At 62.2% G+C, this 24,236-nt stretch carries 24 protein-coding genes; 18 read left to right on the top strand and 6 right to left on the bottom strand.

Annotated elements, in window-relative coordinates:
* Positions 1 to 136 precede the first annotated feature (136 nt).
* Complete coding sequence (locus JFN93_RS18455) at positions 137 to 2,599, bottom strand: PAS domain-containing hybrid sensor histidine kinase/response regulator (protein ID WP_199385606.1); 2,463 nt, start codon at positions 2,597 to 2,599, stop codon at positions 137 to 139.
* 229 nt (positions 2,600 to 2,828) lie between these two features.
* Positions 2,829 to 3,710, bottom strand: coding sequence for a hypothetical protein (locus tag JFN93_RS18460; protein WP_199385607.1), 882 nt, complete (start codon positions 3,708 to 3,710; stop codon positions 2,829 to 2,831).
* 165 nt (positions 3,711 to 3,875) lie between these two features.
* On the opposite strand from JFN93_RS18460, the gene JFN93_RS18465 reads away from it, so the two are divergent.
* A complete protein-coding gene (locus JFN93_RS18465; protein WP_236021807.1) occupies positions 3,876 to 4,322 on the top strand; it encodes a heme-binding domain-containing protein in 447 nt (148 codons plus the stop codon).
* A gap of 87 nt (positions 4,323 to 4,409) precedes the next feature.
* On the opposite strand, the gene JFN93_RS18470 is transcribed toward JFN93_RS18465, so the two are convergent.
* A complete protein-coding gene (locus JFN93_RS18470) occupies positions 4,410 to 4,829 on the bottom strand; it encodes a hemerythrin domain-containing protein (RefSeq protein ID WP_199385609.1) in 420 nt (139 codons plus the stop codon).
* Positions 4,830 to 5,189: 360 nt separating this feature from the next.
* Between JFN93_RS18470 and JFN93_RS18475 the strand changes: the two genes are divergently transcribed.
* The 10 genes from JFN93_RS18475 (at position 5,190) to JFN93_RS18520 (ending at position 15,246) form a co-directional block, all read left to right on the top strand.
* Complete coding sequence (locus JFN93_RS18475; RefSeq protein ID WP_199385649.1) at positions 5,190 to 5,978, top strand: ABC transporter ATP-binding protein; 789 nt, start codon at positions 5,190 to 5,192, stop codon at positions 5,976 to 5,978.
* The gene (locus tag JFN93_RS18480) at positions 5,968 to 6,750 is read left to right on the top strand and encodes an ABC transporter permease (protein ID WP_199385610.1); all 783 of its coding nucleotides are present in this window, start codon (positions 5,968 to 5,970) and stop codon (positions 6,748 to 6,750) included. The genes JFN93_RS18475 and JFN93_RS18480 overlap by 11 nt, the downstream gene beginning before the upstream one ends.
* 173 nt (positions 6,751 to 6,923) lie before the next feature.
* The gene (locus JFN93_RS18485; RefSeq protein ID WP_199385611.1) at positions 6,924 to 7,898 is read left to right on the top strand and encodes a quinone oxidoreductase family protein; all 975 of its coding nucleotides are present in this window, start codon (positions 6,924 to 6,926) and stop codon (positions 7,896 to 7,898) included.
* A gap of 273 nt (positions 7,899 to 8,171) precedes the next feature.
* Positions 8,172 to 9,668 carry an oligosaccharide flippase family protein gene (locus JFN93_RS18490; RefSeq protein WP_199385612.1) on the top strand — a complete coding sequence of 499 codons (1,497 nt, stop codon included), beginning with the start codon at positions 8,172 to 8,174 and terminating at the stop codon, positions 9,666 to 9,668.
* 127 nt (positions 9,669 to 9,795) lie between these two features.
* The gene (locus JFN93_RS18495; RefSeq protein WP_199385613.1) at positions 9,796 to 10,314 is read left to right on the top strand and encodes a tetratricopeptide repeat protein; all 519 of its coding nucleotides are present in this window, start codon (positions 9,796 to 9,798) and stop codon (positions 10,312 to 10,314) included.
* 38 nt (positions 10,315 to 10,352) lie between these two features.
* Positions 10,353 to 10,841, top strand: a complete 489-nt coding sequence (locus JFN93_RS18500; RefSeq protein WP_199385614.1) for a hypothetical protein — start codon at positions 10,353 to 10,355, stop codon at positions 10,839 to 10,841.
* A 280-nt stretch (positions 10,842 to 11,121) separates the two neighbouring features.
* The gene (locus JFN93_RS18505; RefSeq protein WP_199385615.1) at positions 11,122 to 11,766 is read left to right on the top strand and encodes a hypothetical protein; all 645 of its coding nucleotides are present in this window, start codon (positions 11,122 to 11,124) and stop codon (positions 11,764 to 11,766) included.
* A gap of 85 nt (positions 11,767 to 11,851) precedes the next feature.
* Entirely contained in the window at positions 11,852 to 13,018 is a 1,167-nt protein-coding gene (locus tag JFN93_RS18510) for a sensor histidine kinase (protein ID WP_199385616.1), read from the top strand.
* Positions 13,015 to 13,701: a response regulator transcription factor gene (locus JFN93_RS18515; RefSeq protein WP_199385617.1), complete on the top strand. Its 687-nt coding sequence runs from the start codon at positions 13,015 to 13,017 to the stop codon at positions 13,699 to 13,701. The genes JFN93_RS18510 and JFN93_RS18515 overlap by 4 nt, the downstream gene beginning before the upstream one ends.
* A gap of 438 nt (positions 13,702 to 14,139) precedes the next feature.
* Positions 14,140 to 15,246 (top strand): dipeptide epimerase, encoded by a 1,107-nt coding sequence (locus JFN93_RS18520; protein WP_199385618.1) that lies wholly within the window; start codon positions 14,140 to 14,142, stop codon positions 15,244 to 15,246.
* An 81-nt stretch (positions 15,247 to 15,327) separates the two neighbouring features.
* Here the strand turns inward: JFN93_RS18520 and JFN93_RS18525 are convergent, their stop codons facing one another.
* Positions 15,328 to 15,597 carry a hypothetical protein gene (locus tag JFN93_RS18525; RefSeq protein ID WP_199385619.1) on the bottom strand — a complete coding sequence of 90 codons (270 nt, stop codon included), beginning with the start codon at positions 15,595 to 15,597 and terminating at the stop codon, positions 15,328 to 15,330.
* A 383-nt stretch (positions 15,598 to 15,980) separates the two neighbouring features.
* Here JFN93_RS18525 and JFN93_RS18530 point away from each other — a divergent pair, with 383 nt between their 5' ends.
* The 3 genes from JFN93_RS18530 (at position 15,981) to JFN93_RS18540 (ending at position 20,099) form a co-directional block, all read left to right on the top strand.
* A complete protein-coding gene (locus tag JFN93_RS18530; protein ID WP_199385620.1) occupies positions 15,981 to 16,766 on the top strand; it encodes a hypothetical protein in 786 nt (261 codons plus the stop codon).
* Positions 16,767 to 16,796: 30 nt separating this feature from the next.
* The gene (locus JFN93_RS18535; protein WP_199385621.1) at positions 16,797 to 18,248 is read left to right on the top strand and encodes an SLC13 family permease; all 1,452 of its coding nucleotides are present in this window, start codon (positions 16,797 to 16,799) and stop codon (positions 18,246 to 18,248) included.
* A gap of 174 nt (positions 18,249 to 18,422) precedes the next feature.
* Positions 18,423 to 20,099 carry a radical SAM protein gene (locus JFN93_RS18540; protein ID WP_199385622.1) on the top strand — a complete coding sequence of 559 codons (1,677 nt, stop codon included), beginning with the start codon at positions 18,423 to 18,425 and terminating at the stop codon, positions 20,097 to 20,099.
* Positions 20,100 to 20,272: 173 nt separating this feature from the next.
* Here the strand turns inward: JFN93_RS18540 and JFN93_RS18545 are convergent, their stop codons facing one another.
* Complete coding sequence (locus JFN93_RS18545; protein WP_199385623.1) at positions 20,273 to 20,887, bottom strand: porin family protein; 615 nt, start codon at positions 20,885 to 20,887, stop codon at positions 20,273 to 20,275.
* A 103-nt stretch (positions 20,888 to 20,990) separates the two neighbouring features.
* Positions 20,991 to 21,644: an isoprenoid biosynthesis glyoxalase ElbB gene (gene elbB / locus JFN93_RS18550; RefSeq protein ID WP_199385624.1), complete on the bottom strand. Its 654-nt coding sequence runs from the start codon at positions 21,642 to 21,644 to the stop codon at positions 20,991 to 20,993.
* 308 nt (positions 21,645 to 21,952) lie between these two features.
* Here elbB and JFN93_RS18555 point away from each other — a divergent pair, with 308 nt between their 5' ends.
* The 4 genes from JFN93_RS18555 (at position 21,953) to JFN93_RS18570 (ending at position 24,115) form a co-directional block, all read left to right on the top strand.
* Positions 21,953 to 22,171 (top strand): 4Fe-4S dicluster domain-containing protein, encoded by a 219-nt coding sequence (locus JFN93_RS18555; protein WP_328754305.1) that lies wholly within the window; start codon positions 21,953 to 21,955, stop codon positions 22,169 to 22,171.
* 163 nt (positions 22,172 to 22,334) lie between these two features.
* Positions 22,335 to 22,490, top strand: coding sequence for a hypothetical protein (locus tag JFN93_RS18560; RefSeq protein WP_199385626.1), 156 nt, complete (start codon positions 22,335 to 22,337; stop codon positions 22,488 to 22,490).
* A gap of 65 nt (positions 22,491 to 22,555) precedes the next feature.
* Complete coding sequence (locus JFN93_RS18565; RefSeq protein WP_199385627.1) at positions 22,556 to 23,110, top strand: DUF1003 domain-containing protein; 555 nt, start codon at positions 22,556 to 22,558, stop codon at positions 23,108 to 23,110.
* A 117-nt stretch (positions 23,111 to 23,227) separates the two neighbouring features.
* Complete coding sequence (locus JFN93_RS18570; protein WP_199385628.1) at positions 23,228 to 24,115, top strand: DNA-methyltransferase; 888 nt, start codon at positions 23,228 to 23,230, stop codon at positions 24,113 to 24,115.
* The last annotated feature ends 121 nt before the right edge of the window (positions 24,116 to 24,236 follow it).

Genomic DNA, 24,236 nt, shown 5'->3' on the forward strand with positions numbered 1-24,236 from the left:
ACTAATCTGCTTTGGATCATCATCCACCTTGCCCCCAGCTACGTGCCGGCGGAACCTTTGATGCCGTTACCTCGTGAGACAGCGTCACGTTATAGACGGGTTTATACCCACCGGTCAAGCACGATCCTGCTAACGATCAGCTCTCCATGGCCTTCCGCAGCGCATCTTTGAGCACCGAAACCTTGTACGGCTTCTGGATGAAGCCCGCCAGACCTCGACCCTCGGGAAACCGCTGCACGACCTCCTGTTCGCTGTATCCGCTGGAGATCATGACCCTCAGGTCGGGTCGCGTCTTGCGCAGCTCCTGGAAACAGACATCCCCGCTCATTTCCGGCATGCTCAGGTCCAGGATCACCAGGGAAATATCCCTGCCGGAACCGACGATTTCCACGGCCTTCTTCCCGCTGTCGGCAGTCACCACGGAAAAACCGAGCTCCCTGAGCATCTCCGAACCAACCCCGAGGACCAGTTCCTCATCGTCCACGAGCAAGATGGTGCCGGCTCCGTGCCATTGGTCCGACGCGGCCTGGTTGGCGTACTCCGGGGGGACTTTCCCTTGTACCGGCAAAAGAAGCCGGAAGGTGCTTCCTTGCCCAGGCTCGCTGGAGATCTTGATTCCCCCCTTGTGTCCCCGGACGATCCCCTGCACCGCCGCCATGCCCAGCCCTCTCCCGAGGAACTTCGTCGTGAAGAACGGGTCGAAGATCCTGGCCAGGGTTGCCTGGTCCATGCCGCAGCCGGTGTCGCTTACTTCCAGGTAGACGTAGGCCCCCTCGGCCAGGGTTCTCTCACCCCAGGCATCCTTCAACTCGTCGTGGCTGCAGTGCCGGTATCCGCTCCTGATGGTGATGATGCCGGTCTCCTCTGCCAGTGCCTCGGAGGCGTTGAGGACGAGGTTCATGATAACCTGCCGCATCTGGGTCGAGTCCGCCTCGACCCAGGGGAGGCGTTCGGAAAGCTCGAGGCGCAAGACGGCGTTTCGCGAGATCGAGACCTTGAGCATGTGCAGCATTTCCCGCACCAGCGCGTTCAGGTCCACCGATTCGACCAGGAACTTTCCCTTTCCCGAATAGGCGAGCATCTGTCTGGCTAGGTCCGCCGCCCGCTCGGAGGCCTGCTCGATCTGCTGAAGGTTGGAGGCCAGCGGCGAGTCCGGATCCATCTTCATGAGGGCCAGGCTGGCGTTTCCCATGATGGCCATGAGGATGTTGTTGAAGTCGTGCGCGATCCCGCCGGCGAGAATGCCCAGGCTCTCCAGTTTCTGGGTCTGCTGCATCTGTTGTTCGAGGGCGAGCCGCTCCTGTTCGGCCTTTTTCACCTCCTCGATGTCGGTACAGGTGCCGAACCATTTGAGAATCCCCCCCTGCTCATCGAGAACCGGCACGCCCCGGACCAGCCACCACTTGTAAGCCCCGTCCCACCTCCGCAGCCGCACCTCCAGCGAATAGCGACCCTCCTGTTTCGTGGCGGCCTGCCAGGCGTCCCAGGCCCGTTGCCGGTCCTCCGGATGAAACGGCTTGATCCAGCCGTCGCCGTAGCCCTCTTCGAGAGGGATGCCGGTGTAGTCGACCCACTGCTGGTTGAAATAGGTGTTTCTCCCCGCGGGGTCGGTGACCCAGACGATCTGGGGCATCGCTTCGGCAAGCAGCCGGAAGTCGCGCTCGCTTTTGCGCAGGGCCTCCTCCTGCTGCCGCTGCAGGGAGATGTCACGGCCGGTGGCGTAGGTGCAGTTCTCTTCGGCGTCGTAGACCGCCCGCCAGGAGATCCAACGAATCGTCCTGTCCTTGCATACGTAACGGTTGTCGAATTTGAGGGTGTAGCCGAGTTTTTGTTGCCGGGCCATTTCGTCCAGGGTCGGCTGCTGATCATCGGGGTGGACGAACGCGATGAAGGGGCGGGAAACCAGTTCTTCCGGGGAATAGCCGAGCAGATCGGTGCAGGCGGGGTTGGTCTGGAGAAAGGCGCCGTTGGGGTCGGCAATGGCCATGATGTCGGCGGAGGTCTGGAAGAACCGGTAGAACTGTTCCCGCTCCTTGGCCGCCTGTTCCCAGTTCGCGGTACGGTCGGCGACCCGCTGTTCGAGGTTTTCCTTGGCGCTGCGCAGTTCGTCGACCATCTGCTTGCGCTCGGTGATGTCGGAAACCACCCCGTAGAGGCGCACCGGGGCGCCCGATGCGTCGTGCTCGACCCGCCCGAGGGCCTCCAGGGTCCGTTCCACCCCGTCCGGCTGGAGCACCCGGAATTCGGCGTGATATTCGGCTCCCCGGGCCAGCGCCGCCTGGATCTCCGCTTCGGCGGCCGCCCGATCCTCGGGATGGATGCGATCCGTCCAGTGCCGGTAGGTCGGGACGAAACTGTCCGGCTCGTACCCCATCATGCGGAAGTGTTCCTTGTTCCAGGTAACCCGGCCGCTGGGGAGGTGCCAATCCCACATCCCCAGATGAGCGGCGTCCAAAGCCAGGAGCAGACGGTTCTCGTCGCCTCCCCCGGCACCTTGGCTTGGTGCGGTGGTCAAGGCCGCTTCTGCTGCGGCCAGACGTTCACGGAGGGATCGAATCTCGTCCCGGATTTTCTGCTGTTGGCTGTGGTCCTGTGCCACGGTCACCTCCGGCGGCAGGAAAGCAGAATCGAAGCCAGCGATTCAGTCTGCTATGAATGAGCTATACCCAGTTGCAGTGCTACTAAGACAGCGGGCTTAGTATAACCGAATTTTCACAGGTTAGGTAATCTTGGTACTGTGCCGGCGACTGGATCAGTGGGGGCAATGACAGCCCGGACTATGGCCGAGTCAGTCTGTCCCGGAGTCTTGACGGCGCTGAGAGCGTAACTTATCGACCGGAGGTGTTCTTTGACAACTCCTGCTCGATGATGCCGATCAGGTCGATGGCGGCCAGCCGCGCCGCGATTTCGACGGGGTTCTCGTTGATCGGCTCCAGGTGGTACTCCGCCTTGCTTTTCTCGAGGGCGTTCTTTGCGCCGAGGAGCCCCTGGTGGGCAGCCGACATCTCCAGGGATTTCGATATGAGGGTGAACATGGTCCAGTCGAGTTGGACCGGGCTGTTCGCAAGCTTGCAGTACTTCTTGATGTCTCCGCTCCAGATGATGTTCCCCCGGGCGTCGACGACGCTGATGCCGGAAAAAACGAGGGTCGCCTCCCAGTAGTTCCCTGCCGAGCCGTACCCCTCGAAGGTTCCCGAAAGCCCCCGGCCGTAGGTGTTCATGTCGATCGAGGTCACCACCCCCTGGATCTCGAGGCTCTCCCGTTTGACCGGCTTGGTCCGTTTCGGTTTGGGCAGGTCCAACTGGGCGGCGTGCTCCTGGGGGACGCGAACCTCGAGCCCCAGCCGGATGAACTGGTCGATGAAGGCGTAACGGGCGACGTTGCGCAGGTCCCCGTACATCGCCGCTTTCTGCTCGTCGGAGAGTCCCCAGATCCAGGGCTGTTTGACCTGGAGCAGCCCCTCGTAGTGTCCGCCGGAAATGACGGTGGCGTTGACGTCGAAGGGGTGAAAGTTGACCTGGGCTCGCTTCAGGTGGGGGGACACGGTGACGGTCTGCGGCATCGTGGTCGGCGGCAGGGAGCGGGTCTCGCCCATCCGGATCGCCGAGCAGCCGCCGGCCATGAGCATCAGGAGCATCCCGAGCAGGGCCGTCCAAAGGTGCGCAACCGGAACCACGAAAGAGGGAGCGGTGGATTTATCTTTTGCCATCGTTTGTGTCCTCATAGGGGCGGAGAGGCGGGGCTTTGGATGGTGCTGCCCCCATGGAAGGCTTATCGGCAAATCGGCCGGTAAGGTTGAGGTCGGGTTGTTGCAGTACATTTCGACTGGTATCATCAGGAGCGATTGAAACCAATGAGAAAGGGGATGCGTTACATGACGAAGCGAAGGATTCCATTAGGGAAGATAGTGACCGCGATCATCGTCATTCTGGTGCTCATCCAGGCCGTGCCGTACGGCCGAAATCACATCAACCCGCCGGTGCTGCGCGAGCCTGCCTGGGACCGTCCGGCGACCCGCGAGCTTGCCATGCGCGCCTGCTTCGGCTGCCACAGCAACGAAACGGTCTGGCCCTGGTATTCGCAGGTCGCTCCGATATCGTGGCTGGTCCAACACGACGTGGATGAGGGGCGACGAAAACTGAATTTTTCCGATTGGCGCAATGGGGCGCGCAAGGGAGAACGTCCCGAGGAGATCCGGGAGGAGGTGACCGAAGGGGAGATGCCGCCGCTCATGTATCGGCTGGCGCATCCGCAGGCCCGGCTCTCCGAGGAGCAAAAACGGGAGCTGGTGGATGGGGTGGCGAGGTTCAGCCGCCGCTGACAGGGAGCTTGCCGCTGCAGGATTCAGGCAAAAAAGGGGGCCGCCACCGGGCGGTCCCCTTTTTTCGTCGCCGGCCGACGGGGCGGATCAGGCGCGGCCGCCGAGGTTGCGCTTTTCGAACTCGCTGTAGAGTTTCATCTCCTCGTTGCGCATCCGCTGGGTGAGGATGGCGAGAAGCCGCCCCAGGTCCTGCGCGAAAACGAGATCCCCCTTGGCGTCGGGTGCGGCGTACTTTTGGAAGAACTCGGTCGCCTTCCTGGTGATCTGGTCCATGTCCTTGGCCAGGAGATCGAGGGTCATCCTGAGTTGCTGATCGGTTGCCGCCGCCGTCTTGAGCGCGGGGTAGAGCTGGAGATCCTCCTTACGCAAATGGGCGAGCAGGCTGGCCTGCGCCGCCTGGAGGATCTTGTGCCCCTCCCGGGTTCCCACCCCCGACTCCCGTACCTTGCGCAGCATCTGTTCCATTTCAGCGTGGTCCCGCTTCAGTTCGTCAATCAGCCGTGCCATCTTACCCTCCTATCTGGGCTACCTGAGGTAGTCGTTTGAGATGGTTCGATGGTACCCCCGGCACCGGAGTGAGAGTTTGATGCGGGTCAAGAAAACACAAAGACCGGACCTAGACGCTGGAGGCGAGACCCTGTTGAAGCGCCATCCTGGCGCGAACCGCCGGAGGCGGTGATAATGGTGCCGGCATTCGCGCCTGGAAAGGCGCTCCCACCGGGTAGGCAGCTAACTTGCTGATTCGCGACAGGAACGTCGCTCCTGCAGGGGAGAGTCGATCCCCGGCTGATTTAGCAGTGGATAACCCTGCCCACAGTGGGGTATATATCTGGGCATTTCGGGCAGCCGGAGGGAGTCGTGACGCTGATGGGGGATGGCAAAGATAATCAAGCGGTAAAAATCCGCGTCGAAAATGTCGGCGTGGTACGTGGTGTCCCCGGCGGTTCCGTCGTCATCGTCGATGACGTCTCCTTCGCTGCGGGGCGGGGGGAGACCACCACCATCATCGGCCCGTCCGGCAGCGGCAAGAGCACGCTGATCCGTCTCCTCAACCGTCTCGACGAGCCGAGTTCGGGCCGGATCTACCTGGACGATACGGAAACCGGCACGCTGGACCCGCTGGAGCTGCGCCGCCGGGTCGCGATGGTGCTGCAGAAGCCGTTCATGTTCCCGGGAAGCGTCCTGGACAACCTGCAGCTTCCTTTTCGTTATCGCAATGCGGCGCCTCCGTCCGCCGATTCCGACGAGGTCCGGCGTGCGGTCGCCCTGGCCCGGCTCTCTCCCGATTTTCTGGACCGCGAGGCGCGCTCCCTCTCCGGCGGCGAACAGCAGCGGGTGAACCTGGCGCGCGCCCTGATCGGCCGCCCGGAGGTGCTCCTTCTGGACGAGCCGACCAGCGCCCTGGACCGCCCCACTGCCGATCATCTCGCCGCCACCCTGCATGACGTCTGCCGCTCGGAACAGCTCGCCATCGTGATGGTGACCCACGACCTGCGCCTGGCCCAGCACACCGCCGACCACCTGATCTACCTGGAAAAGGGAAGGGTGGTCGAGGAGGGGGGCGCGGCGGAGCTGCTCGCCCGGCCGCAGACCGAGGCGTTCCGGCAGTTTCTGGCCGAGCCGGCCTGGGAAAAGGAGTCGACCGATGGAAAGTAACCACGTGGTTCCGATGGACCTCGCCCAGTTGGGCTTCGCCTACGGGCTGATCCTTCTCGCCGCCGGGTTGTCCCGGCTGCGCAAGATCGGGCAGGAAGGCAAACTTTTGTGGGACTCGCTCCGCATGGTCTTGCAGCTTCTGGCGGTGGGATACCTGCTGCACCTGGTTTTCGCCGTCCGCTCGCCCCTTCCGGTCCTTTTGATGCTCCTGGCCATGACCGGGTTTTCGCTCCAGATCGCGGGAACCCGCATCAAACGGCGGATGCCGCACTTTTACCGGGTGGTCGGGAGTTCGATCGTCATCGGCTGCGGCGCGGTGACCTTCTACTTTTGTCTGCTGGTGGTCGGCTACACCCCTTGGTTCGATCCGCGCTACCTGATCCCGCTCGCGGGAATGATCATCGGCAACGCCATGAACGGCGCCACCCTTGCCGCGGAGCGGCTCTCCTCGGAGATGCACGACCGCCGCGAGGAGATCGAAACCGCCCTCTGCCTGGGCGCCAACGCCCGGCAGGCCGCCGAGCCCGCGGTGCGCAACGCCTACAAGGCTTCCCTCATCCCCACCATGAACACCATGGCGGCAACCGGGATCGTGGCGCTCCCCGGGATGATGACCGGCCAGATCCTCTCCGGCACCGAGCCGGGGGTTGCGGTCCGCTACCAGATTGCCATCATGTGCGCCATCACCGGTGCGGTTGCCATCACCTCCTTTCTCATCCTCCTCCAGGGCTACCGGCACTACTTCACCGAGGCGCACCAGCTCAAGGAATAGGGACCGTTGAGCGGACTGCAAAGCCCTGCCGCGATTGTTATGTCGGGGCTTGTTTTTTAGTATGGAGCTTCGATCATCGCTGGTGCTATTCTGATTGAGTAAACTCATCATTGAATCTACGTACTGAGACAGTTTCAGATCAGCTTCATAGCTTGCGGCACAGGAGGCACGAGATGAGCAAAGCGGTATGTTTCAGTGAGTTCGGAGGGCCCGAGGTCCTCCGTTACATGGATGTCGAGGTTCCCGAACCCGGTCCCGGGGAGGTGCGGATTCGCCACCGGGCGGTGGGGGTCAACTTCGTCGATATCTATCAGCGCAGCGGCCTTTACCAGGTGAAACTCCCGGCGGTCGCCGGCAACGAGGGGGCCGGGGTCGTCGAGGCGGTCGGTGCCGGGGTGACGGCGCTGAAGCCGGGGGACCGGGTCGCCTATGCCGGGAAGTTGGGCGCCTATTGCCAGGCGCGGGTCATACCGGCGGACCGGCTCTGCCTGCTTCCAGACAACATCGGGTTCGAGCAGGCGGCGGGGATGATGCTCAAGGGGCTGACCGTCCAGTACCTGATCCGCCAGACCTACCGGGTCGAGGCGGGGGACACGGTCCTGTTCCATGCCGCAGCCGGCGGGGTGGGGCTGATCGCCTGCCAGTGGCTGAAAGCGCTCGGCGCCCGGGTGATCGGCACCGCCGGGTCCCAGGAGAAGTGCCAGTTGGCGCTTAAGTTCGGCGCCGACCACTGCATCAACTACCGTAACGAGAACGTGGTGGAGCGGGTGCGCGAGCTGACCAACGGCGAGGGGGTGCCGGTGGTCTACGATTCGGTGGGGAAGGATACCTTCGAGTCGTCGCTCAAATGCCTGCGCCCTTACGGGCTCATGGTTTCCTTCGGCAACGCCTCCGGGCCGGTGCCGCCGTTCGATCTGTCGATCCTGTCGCAGCTCGGCTCGCTTTACATCACCCGTCCGACCATGATGACCTACACCGAGAAGGCCGACGACCTCAGGGCGATGGCGGATGAGCTTTTCAACGCGGTGACCACCGGGAACGTCCGGATCGAGGTGCAGCAGCGGTTCGATCTGAAGGATGCGGCGCAGGCGCACCGGGATCTGGAAGCGAGGAAGACGACCGGGTCGACGATATTGCTGCCGGAGTAAGGTAGTTGGCTGAAACGGGACCATGCAAAGGGACAGGCGGTCTTGCTACGGGACCGCCTGTTTCTTTGTGCGCCGGAGTCCCCGCCTCCGGCGGTTCGCGCCAGAAATGGCGCTCCTGCAGGAGCATGCAAAGGCCGGGCGGGGGCTTGCTAAGTTGTTAGTGCTTTAAACGCCCGGATTATGCTAAAACAGGAAGGTACCTTGAACGTCACCTAAAGGGCAGCCCACGGTCTCTCTAAAAGAACGAGGCTGCATCGGCACTCACCCCTACCTATGAGTTCCCTGAAAAAACTCGCCCGCCAGACGGCGACCTACGGCCTGAGCAGCATCGTCGGAAGACTGATCAACTACTTCCTGGTCCCGCTCTACACCCGCATCTTTCTCCCCCAGGAATACGGCATCGTCACCGAGCTCTACGCCTACGCGAGTTTCCTCATGATCCTGCTCACCTTCGGGATGGAGACCACCTTCTTCCGTTTCTCCGAGAGCGACCATGACAAGGAAAGCGTCTATGCCACGTCGCTTTGGCCGGTCGTCACGGTGAACCTCATCTTCGCCGCCGGCGGGATCCTCAGCGCCTCCTACTTTTCCGGCAAACTCCATTACGGCGACCACGCCGAGTACATCGTCTATTTCGTCCTGATCCTCGCCCTGGACGCGATCACCGCCATTCCGTTCGCGCGGCTCAGACAGCAGCACCAGGCGCTCCGCTTCTCGACCATCAAGCTCGTCAACATCGGCATCAACGTCCTTTGCAACTTCTTCTTCCTGATCTTCTGCCCCTACCTGGTCAGACACGGGGTGCAGCTGCCGGACGCTCTCTACCACTCCACCGGCCGGGTCGGCTACGTCTTTCTCTCCAACATGATCGCGAGCGCCGCCACGCTGGTCATCCTGCACCGGGAGCTCTGCGCGGTGCGGCCGGCGTTCGACCGCAAACTGCTCAAGGAGATGACCTGGTACACCCTGCCGCTGCTTTTGGCCGGGCTCGCCGGGATGGTCAACGAGACCCTGGACCGGATCCTGCTCCGGTACCTTCTCGTGGTGCCGCACGGCATCGCCGACGCCGGCGCCTACGTGATGGCGCAGATGGGGATCTACGGCGCCAATTACAAGATCTCCATCCTGATGACCCTTTTCATCCAGACCTTCCGGTACGCGGCGGAACCGTTTTTCTTCGCGCAGGCGCGGGAACACGATTCCCGGCACATCTACAGCCAGGTGATGACCTACTTCATCGTCTTCGGTCTGATGATCTTCCTCGGGGCGACGCTCTACATCGACATCATCAAGCATTTCGTCGGGAGAAAGTACTATTCCGGGCTCGGTATCGTGCCCATCCTGCTGTTGGCCAACCTCTGCCTGGGGATCATCTTCAACCTCTCCATCTGGTACAAGCTCAACAACAAGACCAGGTACGGGGCGTATCTCACCTTTTTCGGGGCCACGGTGACCATCGCCGCCAACTTCGTGCTCATCCCGATCCTGGGCTATGCCGGGGCGGCCTGGGCCACCTTCATCTGCTACTTCCTGATGATGCTCCTCTCTTACTTTTGGGGACAGAAGCACTTCTACGTGGAGTATGAGACCACGAAGATCCTCGGGTATGTCGGGTTCGCCCTCGGGCTGTTTTTCCTGAGCCGCTACTGGCCCTTCCGGTCCCCGTTGCTGCTCTTTGCCGCCAACAGTGCGGCGTTTCTCTTGTTTGTCGGAGTGGCCGTTTACAAGGAAAAGCTCACCAGGGTGCTGTTGCCAAGGAAGGCGGCGTAAGCGAGGGCCGTTTAACCCCATCCTCACCCGGTCTTTCCCTTGAAGGGGAGGGGAGCTCGGGCAGCTTTTCTAGCCAGAAAGGATTGTTCCAACTATGAAATACGGGCGCTTTCCGTGGTTGCTTCTGATGATTTCCCTTGTAGCTGTTTCTCCTGCGTTTGGCGCCGGCATCGAGGCGGCGCGGGCCGCCTATGACAAGGGGAACTACGGGCTGGCCCTGTCGCTGTACCAGGAGTGCGCGGAACAGGGAAGCCTCGAGGCGCAATACGCGGTGGGACTCCTGATCCACGATGGCAAGGGGACCCCCGCGGACCCGGTACTCGCGGTGAAGTGGGTGCAAAAGGCCGCGGAACAGGGGTACGCCGAAGCGCAGCTCTGCCTGGGCTCCTTTTACTTCGACGGGGACGGCGTCAAGGCGGATTACGAGCTCTCGGTCCAGTGGTACCTGAGGGCGGCCAAGCAGGGGAACCTGGACGCCATCTTCAACATGGGTTTCATGTACGAGAACGGCCTTGGCGTCGCCCTTGATTGCGACAAGGCCCGGGAATGGTACGAGAAGGCCGCCGCTCAGGGGGACCAGGAAGCGATCGAAGTCCTGGAATACTTCTCCTGCCGGGAGTACGCCAACGTCGCCTCTTTGAGGTAGTTCGTTTCCAAATCAACCGTTGAAGGAGGCTGCCGTTCATGTTGCGACGCACTATCGCTCTTTCCCTGGTTTCCCTGCTGTCTTTGTCGGCCGTGCCCCTGGCGCGGGCCGAGAACACCGGATCCTACCCGGAAACCGTAGCTGCCATCGAACGCATCATGAACTGCAGCAAGTCACCGGTCCGCAACGACACCTATCCGTATTTGCGCTTCCAAAACTGCCGTCTGGATTATGTTGTCTCCGGGACCTACCCGGTCGGCACCCCCTACACGCTTAGCTTCACCGGACTCGATTTTTCCGGCTTGAACCCTGCCGAATCCAGAACCGGACACGACTACACTGCCTTTGTCCTGCTTTACTTCGGTACGCCCTTTACCTACCGGGATGATGTCCAGGAGATCAAGGTCCGCTCCACCGTGGTCAATGTCGCCAATGACAAGGACGCGGCAGCGCTTTTGAAGGCGTTTTTTCGCCTGGGAGAGCTGTGCCGGGAAAACGGGAGGGATGCGGCGAAGAGCGGGCGGTGAAGTTTTACTGTGGGAGCGCCTTTCCCGGCGCGAACCGTCGCAGGCGGCAACAACGGTTGTGATCAATCGCCTCGAAATGCGCCCCCAAAGGCTCGGCAGCTACCTTGCTTGTTCACGGAGCCTTGATCGCGACCGGAATGTCGCTCCTACCGGCGTCCACCTTGTCAACGAGGCGGTGGGAAGATCGAAATCACTTTTTATGGAAATTTTATGCTTTGTTTAAGGGCACTTTAGAACTGTCCGGTAGGGTAGCCTCATCTTAAACCCAAGGAGGCAATCCATGAACAAAGCAAAACTTCTATTCGATGTGGCCCGAGTGCTCAGAAACAAGGAGAAGATCACCGGCGTGATCAACGCCTTCGCCCAGAAGGACGAAGAGGAGGTCTTCACCCTGCGCAACGAGTTCTCCAAACAAGGGGACGTCGCCACCACCAACGTGACCTGCGAGGTGAACCTGGAGGGCAAACGGGGCAAGCGGGAGAGCTCCACCGAGTTTTCCGGTTCCGGTCCGTGCTGCGGCAGCCACCTGCGCCGCTTCTTCCACCACCGGCACGGCACCGAAGGCGGGAACTGCGTCAAGGGGTTCTTCACCCGGCTCTCCATGGTCTTCGGCCTGTTCAGCGCGGTGAAGGCGGAGGAAAAGGAGGGGGGCGCGGTGCTCCTGTCGCTGAACCTCTCCGAGGTCCCCGAGGAGGTGCAGGCGCACCTGAAAGAGCGGCTGAACCACCGCGGCGGCTGCCACGGCCACTGTGAGCTCCCGGACGGGCCGCACACCGTCGAGTCGCTCAACGGCCTGCTGCTGCTCACCCTGAATGGTGCCCGGGAGATCGAGAAGATCTCGCTCCACCTGGACGGCCGGGTGGTGGACCGAAACGAGCAGCCCCACACCATGACGGCAACTGCCGACGTGCAGTTTGCCTGGTAACCGAAACCGGGGACGCACGCGCTGCTTGGCCGTGCGTCCCCACTACCGACAGGTAAAACCTAAGCGCCACCCGCGGAGCTTCACCATGCACGGCCACGACGCCCGTTTCAATCCCTGCGCCACCCAGCGCTGCGAAGAGCTGCAGGCTCGCATGCGGCGGATCCACGAGCACTTCCACGCCCATCACCACGAGTTCCAGCAGTACCATCGCTTCTTCCGCTACGCCCGCCCGGTCATCCTCCTTTTCAACCTGACCATGCTCTACCTTCTCTTCAGCTGGGCCGGGTTCAAGGCGTTCGGCATCTTCTTCGCCGTGCTGATCGCGATCAAGGAGATCTTCCAGTTCGTTTTCCTGCTGAGGCTGGAGCAGCGGATCATGATCCCGATCGAACAGTTGCGCCAGGGGGTGGACCAGGTGGCCCGCGGCAATTACGACATCAACCTGGAGTGCCGGATTCCCAACGACCTCGGCATGCTGATCGCCGCCTTCAACGAGATGGCGCTGCAGCTCAGGGAAGGGGAGCGGGTGAAGGCGGAATACGAAGAGAACCGGAAAAACCTCGTCGCCAACATCTCCCACGACCTGAAGACCCCGATCACCGCGATCCAGGGGCACATCGAGGCCCTTTTGGACCAGCCGGAGCTTGCCGCCGACCGGCAGGAGAAATACCTCAAGGTCATCCACAACAACGCGGGGTATCTCAACCGCCTGATCGACGACCTGTTTCTCTTTTCCAAGCTCGACATGCAAAAGCTCGATTTCCGTTTCCAGCCGATGCCGATCCGCAACTACCTGCGCGACGTGATGGAGGAGTACCAGATCGAAATGGAGGGGAGGGGGATCGGCTTCCGCTATGCCGATCTGTTGCCCGACCAGCCGCAGGTTTTGCTCGACGGCAAGCGTCTCTACCAGGCCATCAACAACATCGTCGCCAACGCCAAGGCGCACGGGCGGAGCCGCGAGCTCTCCCTCCAGGTGCGTCTCTACCGGCGCGGCGCCTGGATTGCTATAGATATCGAGGACAACGGACCCGGCATCCCTGAGGACAAGCTGCCGCACATCTTCGAGCGTTTCTACCGGGTCGATGCGGAGCGGACCAAGGATCTCGAGAGCACCGGGCTCGGACTTGCCATCACCCGCGAGCTGCTGCAGGCCCATGGCGGCGAGGTGTCGGTCGCCAGCGGGGAAGGGGCGGGCGCCTGCTTTACCCTGCTCCTTCCCGAATACGCCGAGCCGGTGGGTGAGCCATGATCCGGGTCCTGATCATCGAGGATGACCTCAATATCGCCGAGCTGGAGCGCGACTACCTCCAACTCAACGGCTACCACGTGGAGATCGAGACCGACGGCACCGCGGGGCTCGCCAAGGCGGTCTCGGGGCGCTTCGACATCGTCGTGGTGGACCTCATGCTGCCGCGGACCGACGGTTTCGAGATCCTCCGGGCGATCCGCCGGGACCACGAGATCCCGGTGGTGGTCGTTTCGGCGAAAACCGAGGACATCGACAAGATCCGCGGGCTCGACCTCGGCGCCGACGACTACCTGACCAAGCCCTTCAGCCCGGCCGAGTTCGTGGCGCGCATCAAGTCCCACCTGAAGCGCTACCAGAGGCTGCGCGGCGACGCCGAGGGGCAGGGCGTCATCCTGCACCGGGGGCTGGAGATCAACACCGCCTCCCGGCAGGTGACGGTGAACGGCCGGGAAGTGATGCTCACCGCCAAGGAATACGACCTGCTGGTTTTCCTGGCCACCCATCCCAACGTCGTCTTTACCAAGGACCGGCTCCTCGATGCGGTCTGGGGCAACGGGTACTTCGGTGACACCGCCACGGTCGCGGTGCACGTGCAGAAGATCCGCAAGAAAATCGAGGCCGACCCGGCGGCGCCGGTTTACATAGAAACGATCTGGGGAGCCGGCTACCGGTTCAATTCCTGAACGTGAGGACGTGAACATAGAGGGGACTGGCTCCGCAAGGTGCCAGTCCCCATTGGGTGGCCTTGGGCCCGGGAGCACGGGGTGCCCATCCTACCGTCTTGATTGTGGGAGCGCCTTTCCCGACGCGATTGATCTACAACCGGTCGTGCCGGGAAAGGCGCTCCCCCAGCGCTGATCTTCCGCACAAAAGATCGGAAGAGCTGTCGCTGTCGCCTGAACGTCGTTCCTTTAACTACCCGTCCCTCCTTCCATCCGCCTCCGGGCCCGGCAACGGGCTCACTTCGGGCTTTAGTAAATCTCCTTTCGGTCGATATTTATAATGAAATTGGCATCCTCCCGCTGGTTTCCCTTGAAGATAGGCGTTGGCCTTTGTTACATTTGGGCGATCGCAGGGACCCGCCAGCAGCCGGGGCGAAAATCGAATTGCCAGGAGATCGTATGGAAGGAAAACCCTTTGTGATTGAAGACGCCGTGGCTTCGATCGTCCGCGCTCCGCTGGCCTCACCGTTCCGGATCGCCACCGGGCAGCACGATGAGCTGGCCAACGTCTTTCTCTGCCTTCGTTCCGGCGACGGGATCTGCGGTTACGGCGAGGCCGCCGTTGCCACCCACATCACCGGGGAAACGGTGGAGGGGACCCTGGCCAACCTGCAGATCGCGGCCCACGCGCTACGCGGCAGCTGGGTCGACAATCCCAAGGAGGTCTGCAAGGGGTTCGCACACGCCTTTGCCGGAAACCACGCCGGACTGGCGGCGCTGGAAATGGCGGTGCTGGACCTCTTCGCCCGGAAGCAAGAGGTCCCGCTGTACCAGCTTTTCGCCCCGGCGACCGGCCGGCAGCCGCAGTTGAGCTTTGACACCGACATCACCATCGTGATCGGGACCCTCGACGAGGCGCGAAGCGGGGCAAAGCAGTTCGCCGCCCGCGGCTTCCGCAAGTTCAAGATCAAGATCGGCAAGGACGAGGATCTGGACCTGATGCGGATCCTGGCGGTCTGGCAGGCCGCACCGGGGAGCGAGCTGATCCTGGATGCCAACATGGGGTTCACCGCCGACCGGATGCTCGCCTTCCTCGCCCGGCTCGAAAAATACCAGATCCGCCCCGCGCTCCTGGAGCAGCCGGTGCCCAGAACGGACTGGCAGGGGCTGGCGCAGATCACCGCGAAGCTGGCCGGGAGCGGGATCCTGGTTTGTGCCGACGAGAGCGTCGGCAGCCTCGATGACGCGAAGCGCGCCATCGAAAGCCAGGCGGTCAGCGCGATCAACATCAAGACCATGAAAAGCGGGTTCATCGAGGGGGTGGAGATCGCGCGGCTGGCCGCGGCGAACGGGATCCGGCTGATGCTCGGGGCGATGATGGAAAGTTCTCTTTCCATTACCGCTTCGGCCCATTTTGCCGCCGGACTCGGCTGCTTCGACTTCATGGACCTGGACACCACCTTTTTCCTGAAAGGGGAGCCGGCGCATTCGCCGTGCCTGAATGAACGCGGACATTTCGACCTCGCCGGGGCCGGCCCGGGGATCGGGGTGGTTGCGAAGTTCTGATCGGGAGATAAAGAAAACGGAGCAAAAAAAGAGCGGGCCGCAGCCCGCTCTTTTTGTTTCCGGCTGGCACCGCCGGTCAGGTCATTCGTCTTCCAGGGTGGTGAGCATGGCTTTGGCCTGTTCCAGCTTGTTCTCCAGGATGGCGACCTCTTCCGGGGTGTACACCCGGCCACCTTTTTTGACTTCGGCGGTGAGACGGTTGATCTGGGTCTGGATATCCATCACCGCTTCGGGGCAGTTCATCGAGGCAAGCAGGCACTCGTCTTTCTGGTTGTTGGTCATATCGGCGAAGGCGGGGAGTGCGCTGGTCAGGCTGAGAATAGCGGCGAACGCTAGGGCAGTTTTTTTCATTGGGGTGAACCTCCTTGAAATTGAATACTACTTTCATGTAAGCCATTATCATCTCATTGGAAGATCGTGTCAAGCTCCTCAATTAATTTTCCAGCGGCAAAACGGACGTTTTTGCGAGTCGGCCTGGCGTGGCCCGACCTGAAGGGGGTCTGGTTAAAGTACACCATTGGAGTGTGGGAATAAAAAACTATTTTTCTTGACTGAAATGATTTATTTGTTTATCTTCCTAAAAACTATCGAGTCGGTAGGGTAAGTCGCGCCGATGTCGGCGCATTGGTGGCCTGAATCCAACTCGGGGCTCGCGACACAACGTCGCTCGTGCCGCGGTAGCTCGGAAATTTTCGGTCAGCACGCATGGTTTGGCGCAGGAGCAGGGAGGGTGTATGAGGATCGACGGGGAGAAATTGGTGCAGCTTGCCGCGCGGGAATTCTCCGCCCGTTCGCCGGAAGAACTGCGCCGCGAGCTGAACATCTTCTTCGTCGGCGCCGACCTCCCCGAGCGGGAGACCCTGGAAACCCTCTACGAAAGCCACTTCCAAAGCAACGCCTCCCTGTTTCACCTCACCTTCGGGGCCCGTGACGCTTTCCCGAAGGGGGAGGCGATGGCCCGCACCATCAAGAAGAATTTCAACGCCCATCTCATGGGGCGGCTCGAGTTCGCGGCACCCACCCAGGTCATCGAGCGTGCCTACGCCGCCGGTGTCGATCTCCTCGATTTCCCCCTTCCCGGCTCGGGAACTGTCCCTCGCCCGGAGCTGTTTCGGGCCCTTGAGGACGCTCGTACCGTCTTTCCCCGCTGGGCCGTCGTCTCGAGCCTGGTCGCGGGAGAAGAGCCCGCCTCAGCTCTTTTGGAGAAGATCGACGCCCTCCTCGCGGTGGAGGTGGTGCCCCTGGTGGTCCTTTCCAGCCGGGCCACCCACCTTGCCAAAGAAGAGCTGCACCGGATCTATTCCCATCTGCAGCACGGCTGGCGCGCCCACAAGGTGGCGATCAAGCCGCTGCTGCCGCTGATCTACGCCACCTCGCCCCTGGTTCCGGCCGCGGCTCCCGGAGTGCTGCGCGGCTTCATCGACAAAATCGAGGAGCGGCGTCTGCTGGCGACTTCGGACCTGCGCCGGGTCCTCAGGGTAAAAGAGGTCGAGGAATCCTTCGCCTCGTCCGGACTGTAACCGATGCACACGCCAGGGGACGACCAGCAAATGCAGGAAAACCAGCTTTTCGACAAGCCGTTGAAGATCGACAACCGCCCGATGTGGCTCATCATCCTGGACCGGACCGCGCGTTACCAGGTGATGGCGGCGGTCGTGGTGGTCCTCGCGGTACTGCTCCACCTCGATCCTCCGGCGGGGCTGGCCCCGGATGCCTACCGGTCGCTGGTGCTTTTCGGTGGGACGGTCTTCTTCTGGATCTCTGGGCTGCTCCCGATCGCGGTGACCGCGCTCCTTTCCATGGTAATGCTGCCGCTGCTCGGCATCATGGACGCGAAGAAGACCTATTCGATGTTCGGCAACGAGGCGGTCTTCTTCATCCTCGGCGCCTTCATCCTGGCGGCGGCGATGACCGGGACCGGCATCTCGGCCCGGCTCGCCCGCGCCATGCTCGCCAGGTTCGGCAAGACCCCCACCAGCCTTGCCGTCACGGTTTTCCTCCTGTCGGCGCTTTTGTCGTTTGTCATGAGCGAGCACGCGGTCGCCGCGATGCTCTTTCCGGTGGTTTCCGAGATCGTCACCGCCCTGAACCTGGAGAAGGGGAAGAGCAGCTACGGCCGGCTCCTGTTCATGGCGCTCGCCTGGGGGTGCATCATCGGGGGGATCGCGACCTTTCTGGGCGGTGCCCGGGCGCCGCTCGCCGCGGGCCTTCTGAAGGAGGCGACCGGCCTGCACTTCACGTTCCTGGAATGGACCGCGGCCGCCTGCCTGATCGTCGTTCCGCTGCTGGTGATCGCCTTTATCATCCTGATCCGCTTCTTTCCTCCCGACCTGGCGGACGTGGCGCCGGGGCGGGTCTTTTTGAACCGGAAGCGCCTGGAGACGGGGAAGATGGGGTACGACGAGATGCTGACCGCGCTGGTGATGGTCGGCACCGTGGCCGGCTGGATCTTTGCCGGGGAAAAAACCGGGCTTGCCGCCATCGCCATCCTGGGGGCGGCGGTCCTTTTCACCTTCAAGGTGGTTTCCTGGCAGAAGATCGAGGAGTACGTGAACTGGGGCGTCATCCTCATGTACGGTGGGACCATCGCCCTTGCCTCCGCCCTGGAGAAGACCGGCGCCGCGGTATGGGTGGTGAAACAGGGGCTGGGGACGTTCTCGCATGCTCCCCTGGCGATCGTGGCGGTGATCTCGCTGGTAGCGATCGTTCTGACCGAGTGCATCAGCCACGCGGCGGTGGTCGCCATCCTGATGCCGGTCGGCATGGGGCTTTGCAAGACCACCGGGATGGACCCGAAGGTGATGACCCTTGCCATCGCCCTTCCGGCGGGGCTTGCCTACTGCCTCCCGATGGGGACCCCCGCGACCGCCATCGCCTACGCCTCCGGCTACCTGAAAAGCAAGGACATCATCGTTTCCGGGATCGTGGTGATGAGCGTCTCCTGGCTTTTGTTCATGGCCTCGGTGGTCTTCGTCTGGCCCCTCATCGGGCTCAAGCTGTGAGGGAAACGGGAGCGGCGCCGGCATAAGGAATTATTTTCTCTGCAGGAACGGCCTTCTCATCCGTGATCCCCTCGTGCCTTAATAAGCAAAGTCGTGGCGTATCCAGTTAAAAATGACTTTTTGACGGTTAATTTCCCCTTCCGGCGGCACCCCCGGGCGTGATACTCTCACCGGATGTCGCGCAAGATCATAGATAAAAGACGCTCGCTGCTGGCCGCGGAGGACGGGGCGGAGACCCGCAGCCGGGGCGGTCGCCTCAGCTGCTGCCTGATCTATCCCAACCGTTACCACGCCGGGATGAGCAACCTGGGGTTCCAGGCGGTGCACGCCATGATGAACGCGCACCCCGGCATCGTCTGCGAACGGGCCTTCCTGCCGGAACGCGACGACCTGGCCGAAATGGAACGGACCCGCAGCACGCTCGTCTCCCTGGAATCCCAGCGGCCCCTTTCCTCCTTCGATGTGCTCGCCTTCTCCGTCTCCTTCGAAAGCGACTACCTCAATATTCCCGCCATCTTCCGGCTTTCCGGCATCCTGGCGTCGGCCTCGGAGCGGGATCACCGGCAGCCGCTGGTGCTGGCGGGCGGCGCGGCGCTCTTTCTCAACCCCGAGCCGGTGGCGCCGCTGCTCGATGCGGTCCTGGTCGGGGAAGCGGAATCCGCCCTTCCGGCGCTGCTCGATCTCCTGCTGGAAAGCGACGCCGAGCGGGATGAGCTTTTGACAAGCTGCGCCGGGCTCCCCGGCATCTACGTGCCATCGCTCTACCTCCCCGAGTACGACGGCATCCGCCTCGTCTCTTTCCGTCCCCTCTCCGGGGCGCCGGCGCGGGTCCAGCGGGTCTGGGATCCCGACCTCGATGCCCGTCCTACCGTCACCGAAATCCACACCCCCCACACCGAATTTGCCGACATGCACCTGGTGGAGCTTTCCCGCGGCTGCCCGCGCGGCTGCCGGTTCTGCGCCGCCGGGTTCATCTACCACCCCTACCGCACCCGGTCGGCGGAGGTGATCAAGGCGGAGGTTCTCAAAGGTGCGGCTGAAGGGCGCAAGCTGGGACTGGTGGCCGCGGCGGTCTCCGACTATCCGGCCATCGGTGCGATCTGCAATGAGATCATGGCCGCGGGCGGGAAAGTTTCCGTCTCCTCGTTCCGGATCGACCGCGTCGACCCCGCGATGATCGCGGCACTGAAAGCGAGCGGCCAGAAAACGGTCGCCCTTGCGCCGGAAGGTGGCTCGCAGCGGCTGCGCGACCTGATCCACAAGGGGATCAACGAGGAACAGATCCTGAACGCCTGCGACACGCTGATCGGGCACGACCTGCTCAACCTGAAGCTCTACTTCATCATCGGGCTTCCTACGGAAACCGAGGACGACCTGCAGGAGTTGGTGGAACTGGTGACGCGGATCCGGGAACGGGTGTTGGCCGCCGCCAAGGCCAACAAGCGGGTAGGTGAGGTGCTCCTGTCGGTGAATCCCTTCATCCCCAAGCCCTTCACGCCGTTTCAGTGGTGCGCCATGGAAAACATGAAGAGCATCGAGCAGAAGGTGAAGTTCCTGCAAAAGGCATTCGGCAAGCTCCCCAACCTGAAGATGCAGATGGAAAGCCCGCGCGAGTCCTACCGTCAGGCGCTTTTGTCCCGGGGCGACCGGCGCCTGTGCGAACTGCTGATTGCGGCGGACGCCCGCGGGAGCTGGCCCGCCGCGGTGAAGGAGCTCGGCATTGACTGCGATGCCTACGTGTATCGCGATATTGGGCTGGATGAGCTGCTGCCGTGGAGCTTCATCGAGGGGCCGGACGAGGGGCGGCTGGTGCGGGAGTATCGGAAGGCGTTCGGGCTGGATTTGGAATAGGGGGATGACTGGCGCCGTGGGATAAGCCTTTGCAGGCGATTTCCCGCAACGCGGTCACCGCCTTCGGCGGTTCGCGGCTGGAAAGGCGCTCCCACAGGTACGGTGCGATTGCAGTCAAAAAAAAGGGACCGGCACCCGTAGTGCCGGTCCCCTTTTCTCATGTCCTTTCGGTTCTAGTTGAAGAAGAACCGGACCCCGACGGTGAAGTTGAGGCTGGTCGGGTCGAACGATCCGATCTTGTGCCCGGCGTTGTCCTTCACGTCGGCCGAAATGGCCTCGACCCCCTTCAGTTCGGCGTTGATGGCCAACTCCCGGGTGACGAAGTAGTCGAGCCCTCCCTTGATGTGGGCGCCGAAGACGGTGTCGATGGCGCTCACATTGCTGTCGCTGGCGCCGTTGATCAGCACGTCGATCCCCCCTCCCGCGTAGGGGACCAGCCGGGAGCGTTCGGGGAGACGGTACTGCATCCCGATGGAGAGGTCCTTCATTTCCACGTCGCCCCATCCGTTGGGGTTGCCGGGGGTGGAGACCACCGAACGATCGATGTTGATCTCCAAGGCCACGTTGTCGTCGATGCCGTACAGGATGCCGCCGCCGATCAAAAGCCCGGCATCGGTGGGGACGACGATGTTGTAGGCCCCGCCGGACCTTTCGTTGTCGGTAGGATTGACGACCCCCACCCTGGCGGTGGCGGCGAGTCTCCCGCGCAATTCAGCAGCCGAGGCCGGACCGGCAAAAAGCGTCGCCGCCAGCAACAAGCCGGCGGCGCAGGTAATGATTCTTTTCATGCGAAGCGTCCCTCCCGGTAATAACAAGATGGCGGGTATCTTAATGCATACCCATTCCCTTATCAACGAAAAACCGGCCGGTGCGCCTGGCGTCCCGGCAGGCTCAGATGAGGTCCAGGGTCGCCTTGATCGCTTTCTCGATCCCTTCTGCGGCTTCGGCGATGTTTTCGGCAAGCATGTACGCCGGGGTGGTGACGACCTTGTGTTTCTTGTCGATCACGAAGTCGCTGACCGCGCACTCCACGTGCTTGGAACCGGTGGCGTTGATTGCCTGGGCCGTTCCCTGGTCGGTGCCGATGGTGATCTCCGGGGCCAGTTCCTTACCCAGGGCCAACGCCAGGACGGCGGGCGCGATGCAGATGGCGCAGATCGGTTTGCTGGCCTGGGCCATTTCCCGGACCAGGCGCTGCACCTCGGGGACCACCTTTCCGTTCGGGCCGTTCACGGCAAAGTCACAGAGGTTTTTGGCCGCGCCGAAGCCGCCGGGCAGGACCAGCGCGTCGATGTCCTTGGCGCTGATTGCGCTGATGTTGCTGATGTCGCCCCGGGCGATGCGCGCCGATTCGACCAGAACGTTGCGCTTGGCTCCGGTCTCCTGGCCGGTGAGGTGGTTCACTTCGGCAAGTTCAACGTCGGGGGCCATGCAGACCGCCTTGGCGCCGTTGCGCGCGATGGACAGGAGGGTGACTACCGCCTCGTGGATTTCGCTGCCGTCTTTGACTCCGCAGCCGGAAAGCACTACGCCGATTTTCTTCATGGAAAATGTCCTCCCTATGAATGTGGTGCCATGCCAAAAGAAAAGATGCGGCACATTGTATTCGGGAACCCGGGCCGATGCAAGACGGATTGCAGAACGGGCGCAACCAAGCGGTACGGCCAGTCATGGTGGCTCGGATGATCATTGCCGCGCGGTGCCAAGACCATTGCCGATTGATGCTTGTGCGGGAGACCGGCGTTGTGAGAGTATGAGCTGTCGAAAAGTATGAGGAAGGGCTGCGGCGCCCCTGCGGTGGAAGCAATCAGGCATCATCCCTGCCCCTGTCTGACCGTTAAAGGAAACCTTTGGTGAACAAGCTAAGACAAAAAAGTCATCCCATCATCGACACTGCCCGCTGCACCGGTTGTGGGCGCTGCGTCGCTGTCTGTTGCGAACATCTGCTGACCCTGGAAACCTCCGGCTTTCGAAAGCATGCCCACCTGATCCGGGCGGACCGGTGCGCTTTGTGCCGGAAATGCCGCGCCGCCTGTCCGGTTTCCGCGATTTCTTTCCCCCCGGCTACCTGACCGCCGATCGCTTTTCTCATTGGCGTTCATCGCCAACCCCACCGCTGCGATTTGTCACCCTGCCGATACCTGTTACTCTAGTATGCGCTTTTGTCCCCGGCTAACGCCGCGACCTCTGGAGCTTTTCCCCACGTCGAACGCCGAATGCGATCAGGAGAACGCCATGCTCTATTTCATCAAGGACGGGACGATTCACCAGTATCCGCCGGTCTGGCGCTGCAGCGAAACCTACGAAAACCAGGTGCTGCGCGACACCATTCCTTCCGATGTGGAAGAGTGTCCCTATTGCCTGGGGATCTGGCCCGCCGACAGGGATTGACGGCGGCTCTTTAGCAGTAGCGGGGGCTTGCGCGTTGCAACGGACGTATGAATCCGAGGGCGCAGATGGAGATATCCTACGAAAACCCGCCCAGGGAAGAAGACGAAGGGATGGCCGCGATCGTGGACCGGAACATCGCCGCCCTGCTCGCTCGCCGTCAGACGGAAGAGAAGGCCAAAAAGACCCAGGACAAGGTAGCCGATGCGATCACCCGGTTCACCGGCAGCATGCTCTTCGTTTACCTGCACCTGGTCATTTTCGGGCTCTGGATCGTGGTGAACCTGAAGTGGGTTCCGGGAGTACCGGCTTTCGATCCTACCTTTGTGGTGTTGGCCATGGTGGCGTCGGTGGAAGCGATCTTTCTCTCCACCTTCGTCCTGATCAGCCAGAACCGGATGCAGGCGCTGGCGGACAAGCGTTCCGACCTGGACCTCCATATCAGTCTCCTCGCCGAACACGAAGTGACCCGGATGATTTCCCTGATCACGCAGATTGCCCGGCAGATGGGGATCGAGGACGCCGAGAACCCCGAACTGGAGGAACTGGCCAAGGATGTTGCGCCGGAAAAAGTGCTGGACCGGATGGATGAGGTGGAGCGGGACGGGACGGAGCAGGCGTAAGAGCAAGCCAGTCGGGTAGGTATTTGAAGCGCGCCTCCGGGATCGGAAGCGCGTTTCACTGTTTTGGGGCACGGTTTTCTGGTAGTATCCACCAACTTACCTATTGGCGGAGCCGCAGTGGAAAAAGCTGAACTGGAAAACCTGATTATCAATGGCGATGCCCGCCACGTCCTGCGGCAGTTTCCCGATGCGGCTTTCGATTGCGTCATCTCGAGCCCCCCGTACTTCGCCCAGCGCGATTACGGGGCGGCGGGACAGATCGGCTGCGAGGCGAGTGCCGCAGCGTACGTCGCCAGCCTCGCCGAGGTTTTCCGGGAATGCAACCGGGTGCTCAAGCCTGAGGGGAGCCTGTGGTTGAACCTCGGTGACAAGTACCAGGAGGGGCGGCTGCTGGGGCTTCCCTGGCGGGTGGCGCTGGCGCTGGGGGACCAGGGGTGGGTGCTGCGCAACGACATCATCTGGCACAAGCCGAACGCAATGCCGCACTCGGTGAAAAACCGCCTGACCGTGGATCACGAATACCTCTTCTTTTTCACCAAGAGCCGCACCTCCTACCATTACGACCAGGACGCCATCCGGGAGGAGCACGTGACGTTCTCCGATCGGTCGCAGATGCGGGGGGGGAGGAACCATTTCGGGCGCAACGGCGGTACGCCGGAAAAGGGGAAAAACGGGGGGAGCGCCAATCTCCATGACGGGCGCTGGGCACAGGCGTTTCATCCCAAGGGGCGCAACAAGCGTTCGGTCTGGAGCGTGCCGTTGTCCAAGTTCCGGGAAGCGCACTTCGCGGTCTTTCCGGAGCGGCTGATCGAGCCGTGCCTGCTGGCCGGCTGCCCCGAGGGTGGCTTGGTCCTCGATCCCTTTTTCGGGGCAGGAACGACGGCGGTGGTCGCGCTGAACCATGGCAGGTGCTTCACCGGGATCGAGATCAATCCGGACTACGTGGCGCTTGCCGAGAAGCGGATTGCCCGGCTTATGCCGGGGGCTCAGGCAAAGGCGGACTGAGGCGGGATCCGGTCGGGCGGCATTGGTTGTTGAGTGAAGCAGTCGGGGCTGGGCCTCGGTAAAGAAAAAGGCCCTTCCAGTGTGGACTGGAAGGGCCTTTGAAGTGGGAACCGATCGTCGA

This window comes from Geomesophilobacter sediminis (genome assembly GCF_016458275.1).
Lineage (GTDB): Bacteria > Desulfobacterota > Desulfuromonadia > Geobacterales > Geobacteraceae > Geomesophilobacter > Geomesophilobacter sediminis.

What these genes read in the sequence shown, in the direction of transcription:
- JFN93_RS18460 (WP_199385607.1), bottom strand. Translation starts at nt 3,710, where the DNA reads ATGGCAAAAGATAAATCCACCGCTCCCTCTTTCGTGGTTCCGGTTGCG.
- JFN93_RS18465 (WP_236021807.1), top strand. Translation starts at nt 3,876, where the DNA reads ATGACGAAGCGAAGGATTCCATTAGGGAAGATAGTGACCGCGATCATC.
- JFN93_RS18470 (WP_199385609.1), bottom strand. Translation starts at nt 4,829, where the DNA reads ATGGCACGGCTGATTGACGAACTGAAGCGGGACCACGCTGAAATGGAA.
- JFN93_RS18475 (WP_199385649.1), top strand. Translation starts at nt 5,190, where the DNA reads ATGGGGGATGGCAAAGATAATCAAGCGGTAAAAATCCGCGTCGAAAAT.
- JFN93_RS18480 (WP_199385610.1), top strand. Translation starts at nt 5,968, where the DNA reads ATGGAAAGTAACCACGTGGTTCCGATGGACCTCGCCCAGTTGGGCTTC.
- JFN93_RS18485 (WP_199385611.1), top strand. Translation starts at nt 6,924, where the DNA reads ATGAGCAAAGCGGTATGTTTCAGTGAGTTCGGAGGGCCCGAGGTCCTC.
- JFN93_RS18490 (WP_199385612.1), top strand. Translation starts at nt 8,172, where the DNA reads ATGAGTTCCCTGAAAAAACTCGCCCGCCAGACGGCGACCTACGGCCTG.
- JFN93_RS18495 (WP_199385613.1), top strand. Translation starts at nt 9,796, where the DNA reads ATGATTTCCCTTGTAGCTGTTTCTCCTGCGTTTGGCGCCGGCATCGAG.
- JFN93_RS18500 (WP_199385614.1), top strand. Translation starts at nt 10,353, where the DNA reads ATGTTGCGACGCACTATCGCTCTTTCCCTGGTTTCCCTGCTGTCTTTG.
- JFN93_RS18505 (WP_199385615.1), top strand. Translation starts at nt 11,122, where the DNA reads ATGAACAAAGCAAAACTTCTATTCGATGTGGCCCGAGTGCTCAGAAAC.
- JFN93_RS18510 (WP_199385616.1), top strand. Translation starts at nt 11,852, where the DNA reads ATGCACGGCCACGACGCCCGTTTCAATCCCTGCGCCACCCAGCGCTGC.
- JFN93_RS18515 (WP_199385617.1), top strand. Translation starts at nt 13,015, where the DNA reads ATGATCCGGGTCCTGATCATCGAGGATGACCTCAATATCGCCGAGCTG.
- JFN93_RS18520 (WP_199385618.1), top strand. Translation starts at nt 14,140, where the DNA reads ATGGAAGGAAAACCCTTTGTGATTGAAGACGCCGTGGCTTCGATCGTC.
- JFN93_RS18525 (WP_199385619.1), bottom strand. Translation starts at nt 15,597, where the DNA reads ATGAAAAAAACTGCCCTAGCGTTCGCCGCTATTCTCAGCCTGACCAGC.
- JFN93_RS18530 (WP_199385620.1), top strand. Translation starts at nt 15,981, where the DNA reads ATGAGGATCGACGGGGAGAAATTGGTGCAGCTTGCCGCGCGGGAATTC.
- JFN93_RS18535 (WP_199385621.1), top strand. Translation starts at nt 16,797, where the DNA reads ATGCAGGAAAACCAGCTTTTCGACAAGCCGTTGAAGATCGACAACCGC.
- JFN93_RS18540 (WP_199385622.1), top strand. Translation starts at nt 18,423, where the DNA reads ATGTCGCGCAAGATCATAGATAAAAGACGCTCGCTGCTGGCCGCGGAG.
- JFN93_RS18545 (WP_199385623.1), bottom strand. Translation starts at nt 20,887, where the DNA reads ATGAAAAGAATCATTACCTGCGCCGCCGGCTTGTTGCTGGCGGCGACG.
- elbB (WP_199385624.1), bottom strand. Translation starts at nt 21,644, where the DNA reads ATGAAGAAAATCGGCGTAGTGCTTTCCGGCTGCGGAGTCAAAGACGGC.
- JFN93_RS18560 (WP_199385626.1), top strand. Translation starts at nt 22,335, where the DNA reads ATGCTCTATTTCATCAAGGACGGGACGATTCACCAGTATCCGCCGGTC.
- JFN93_RS18565 (WP_199385627.1), top strand. Translation starts at nt 22,556, where the DNA reads ATGGAGATATCCTACGAAAACCCGCCCAGGGAAGAAGACGAAGGGATG.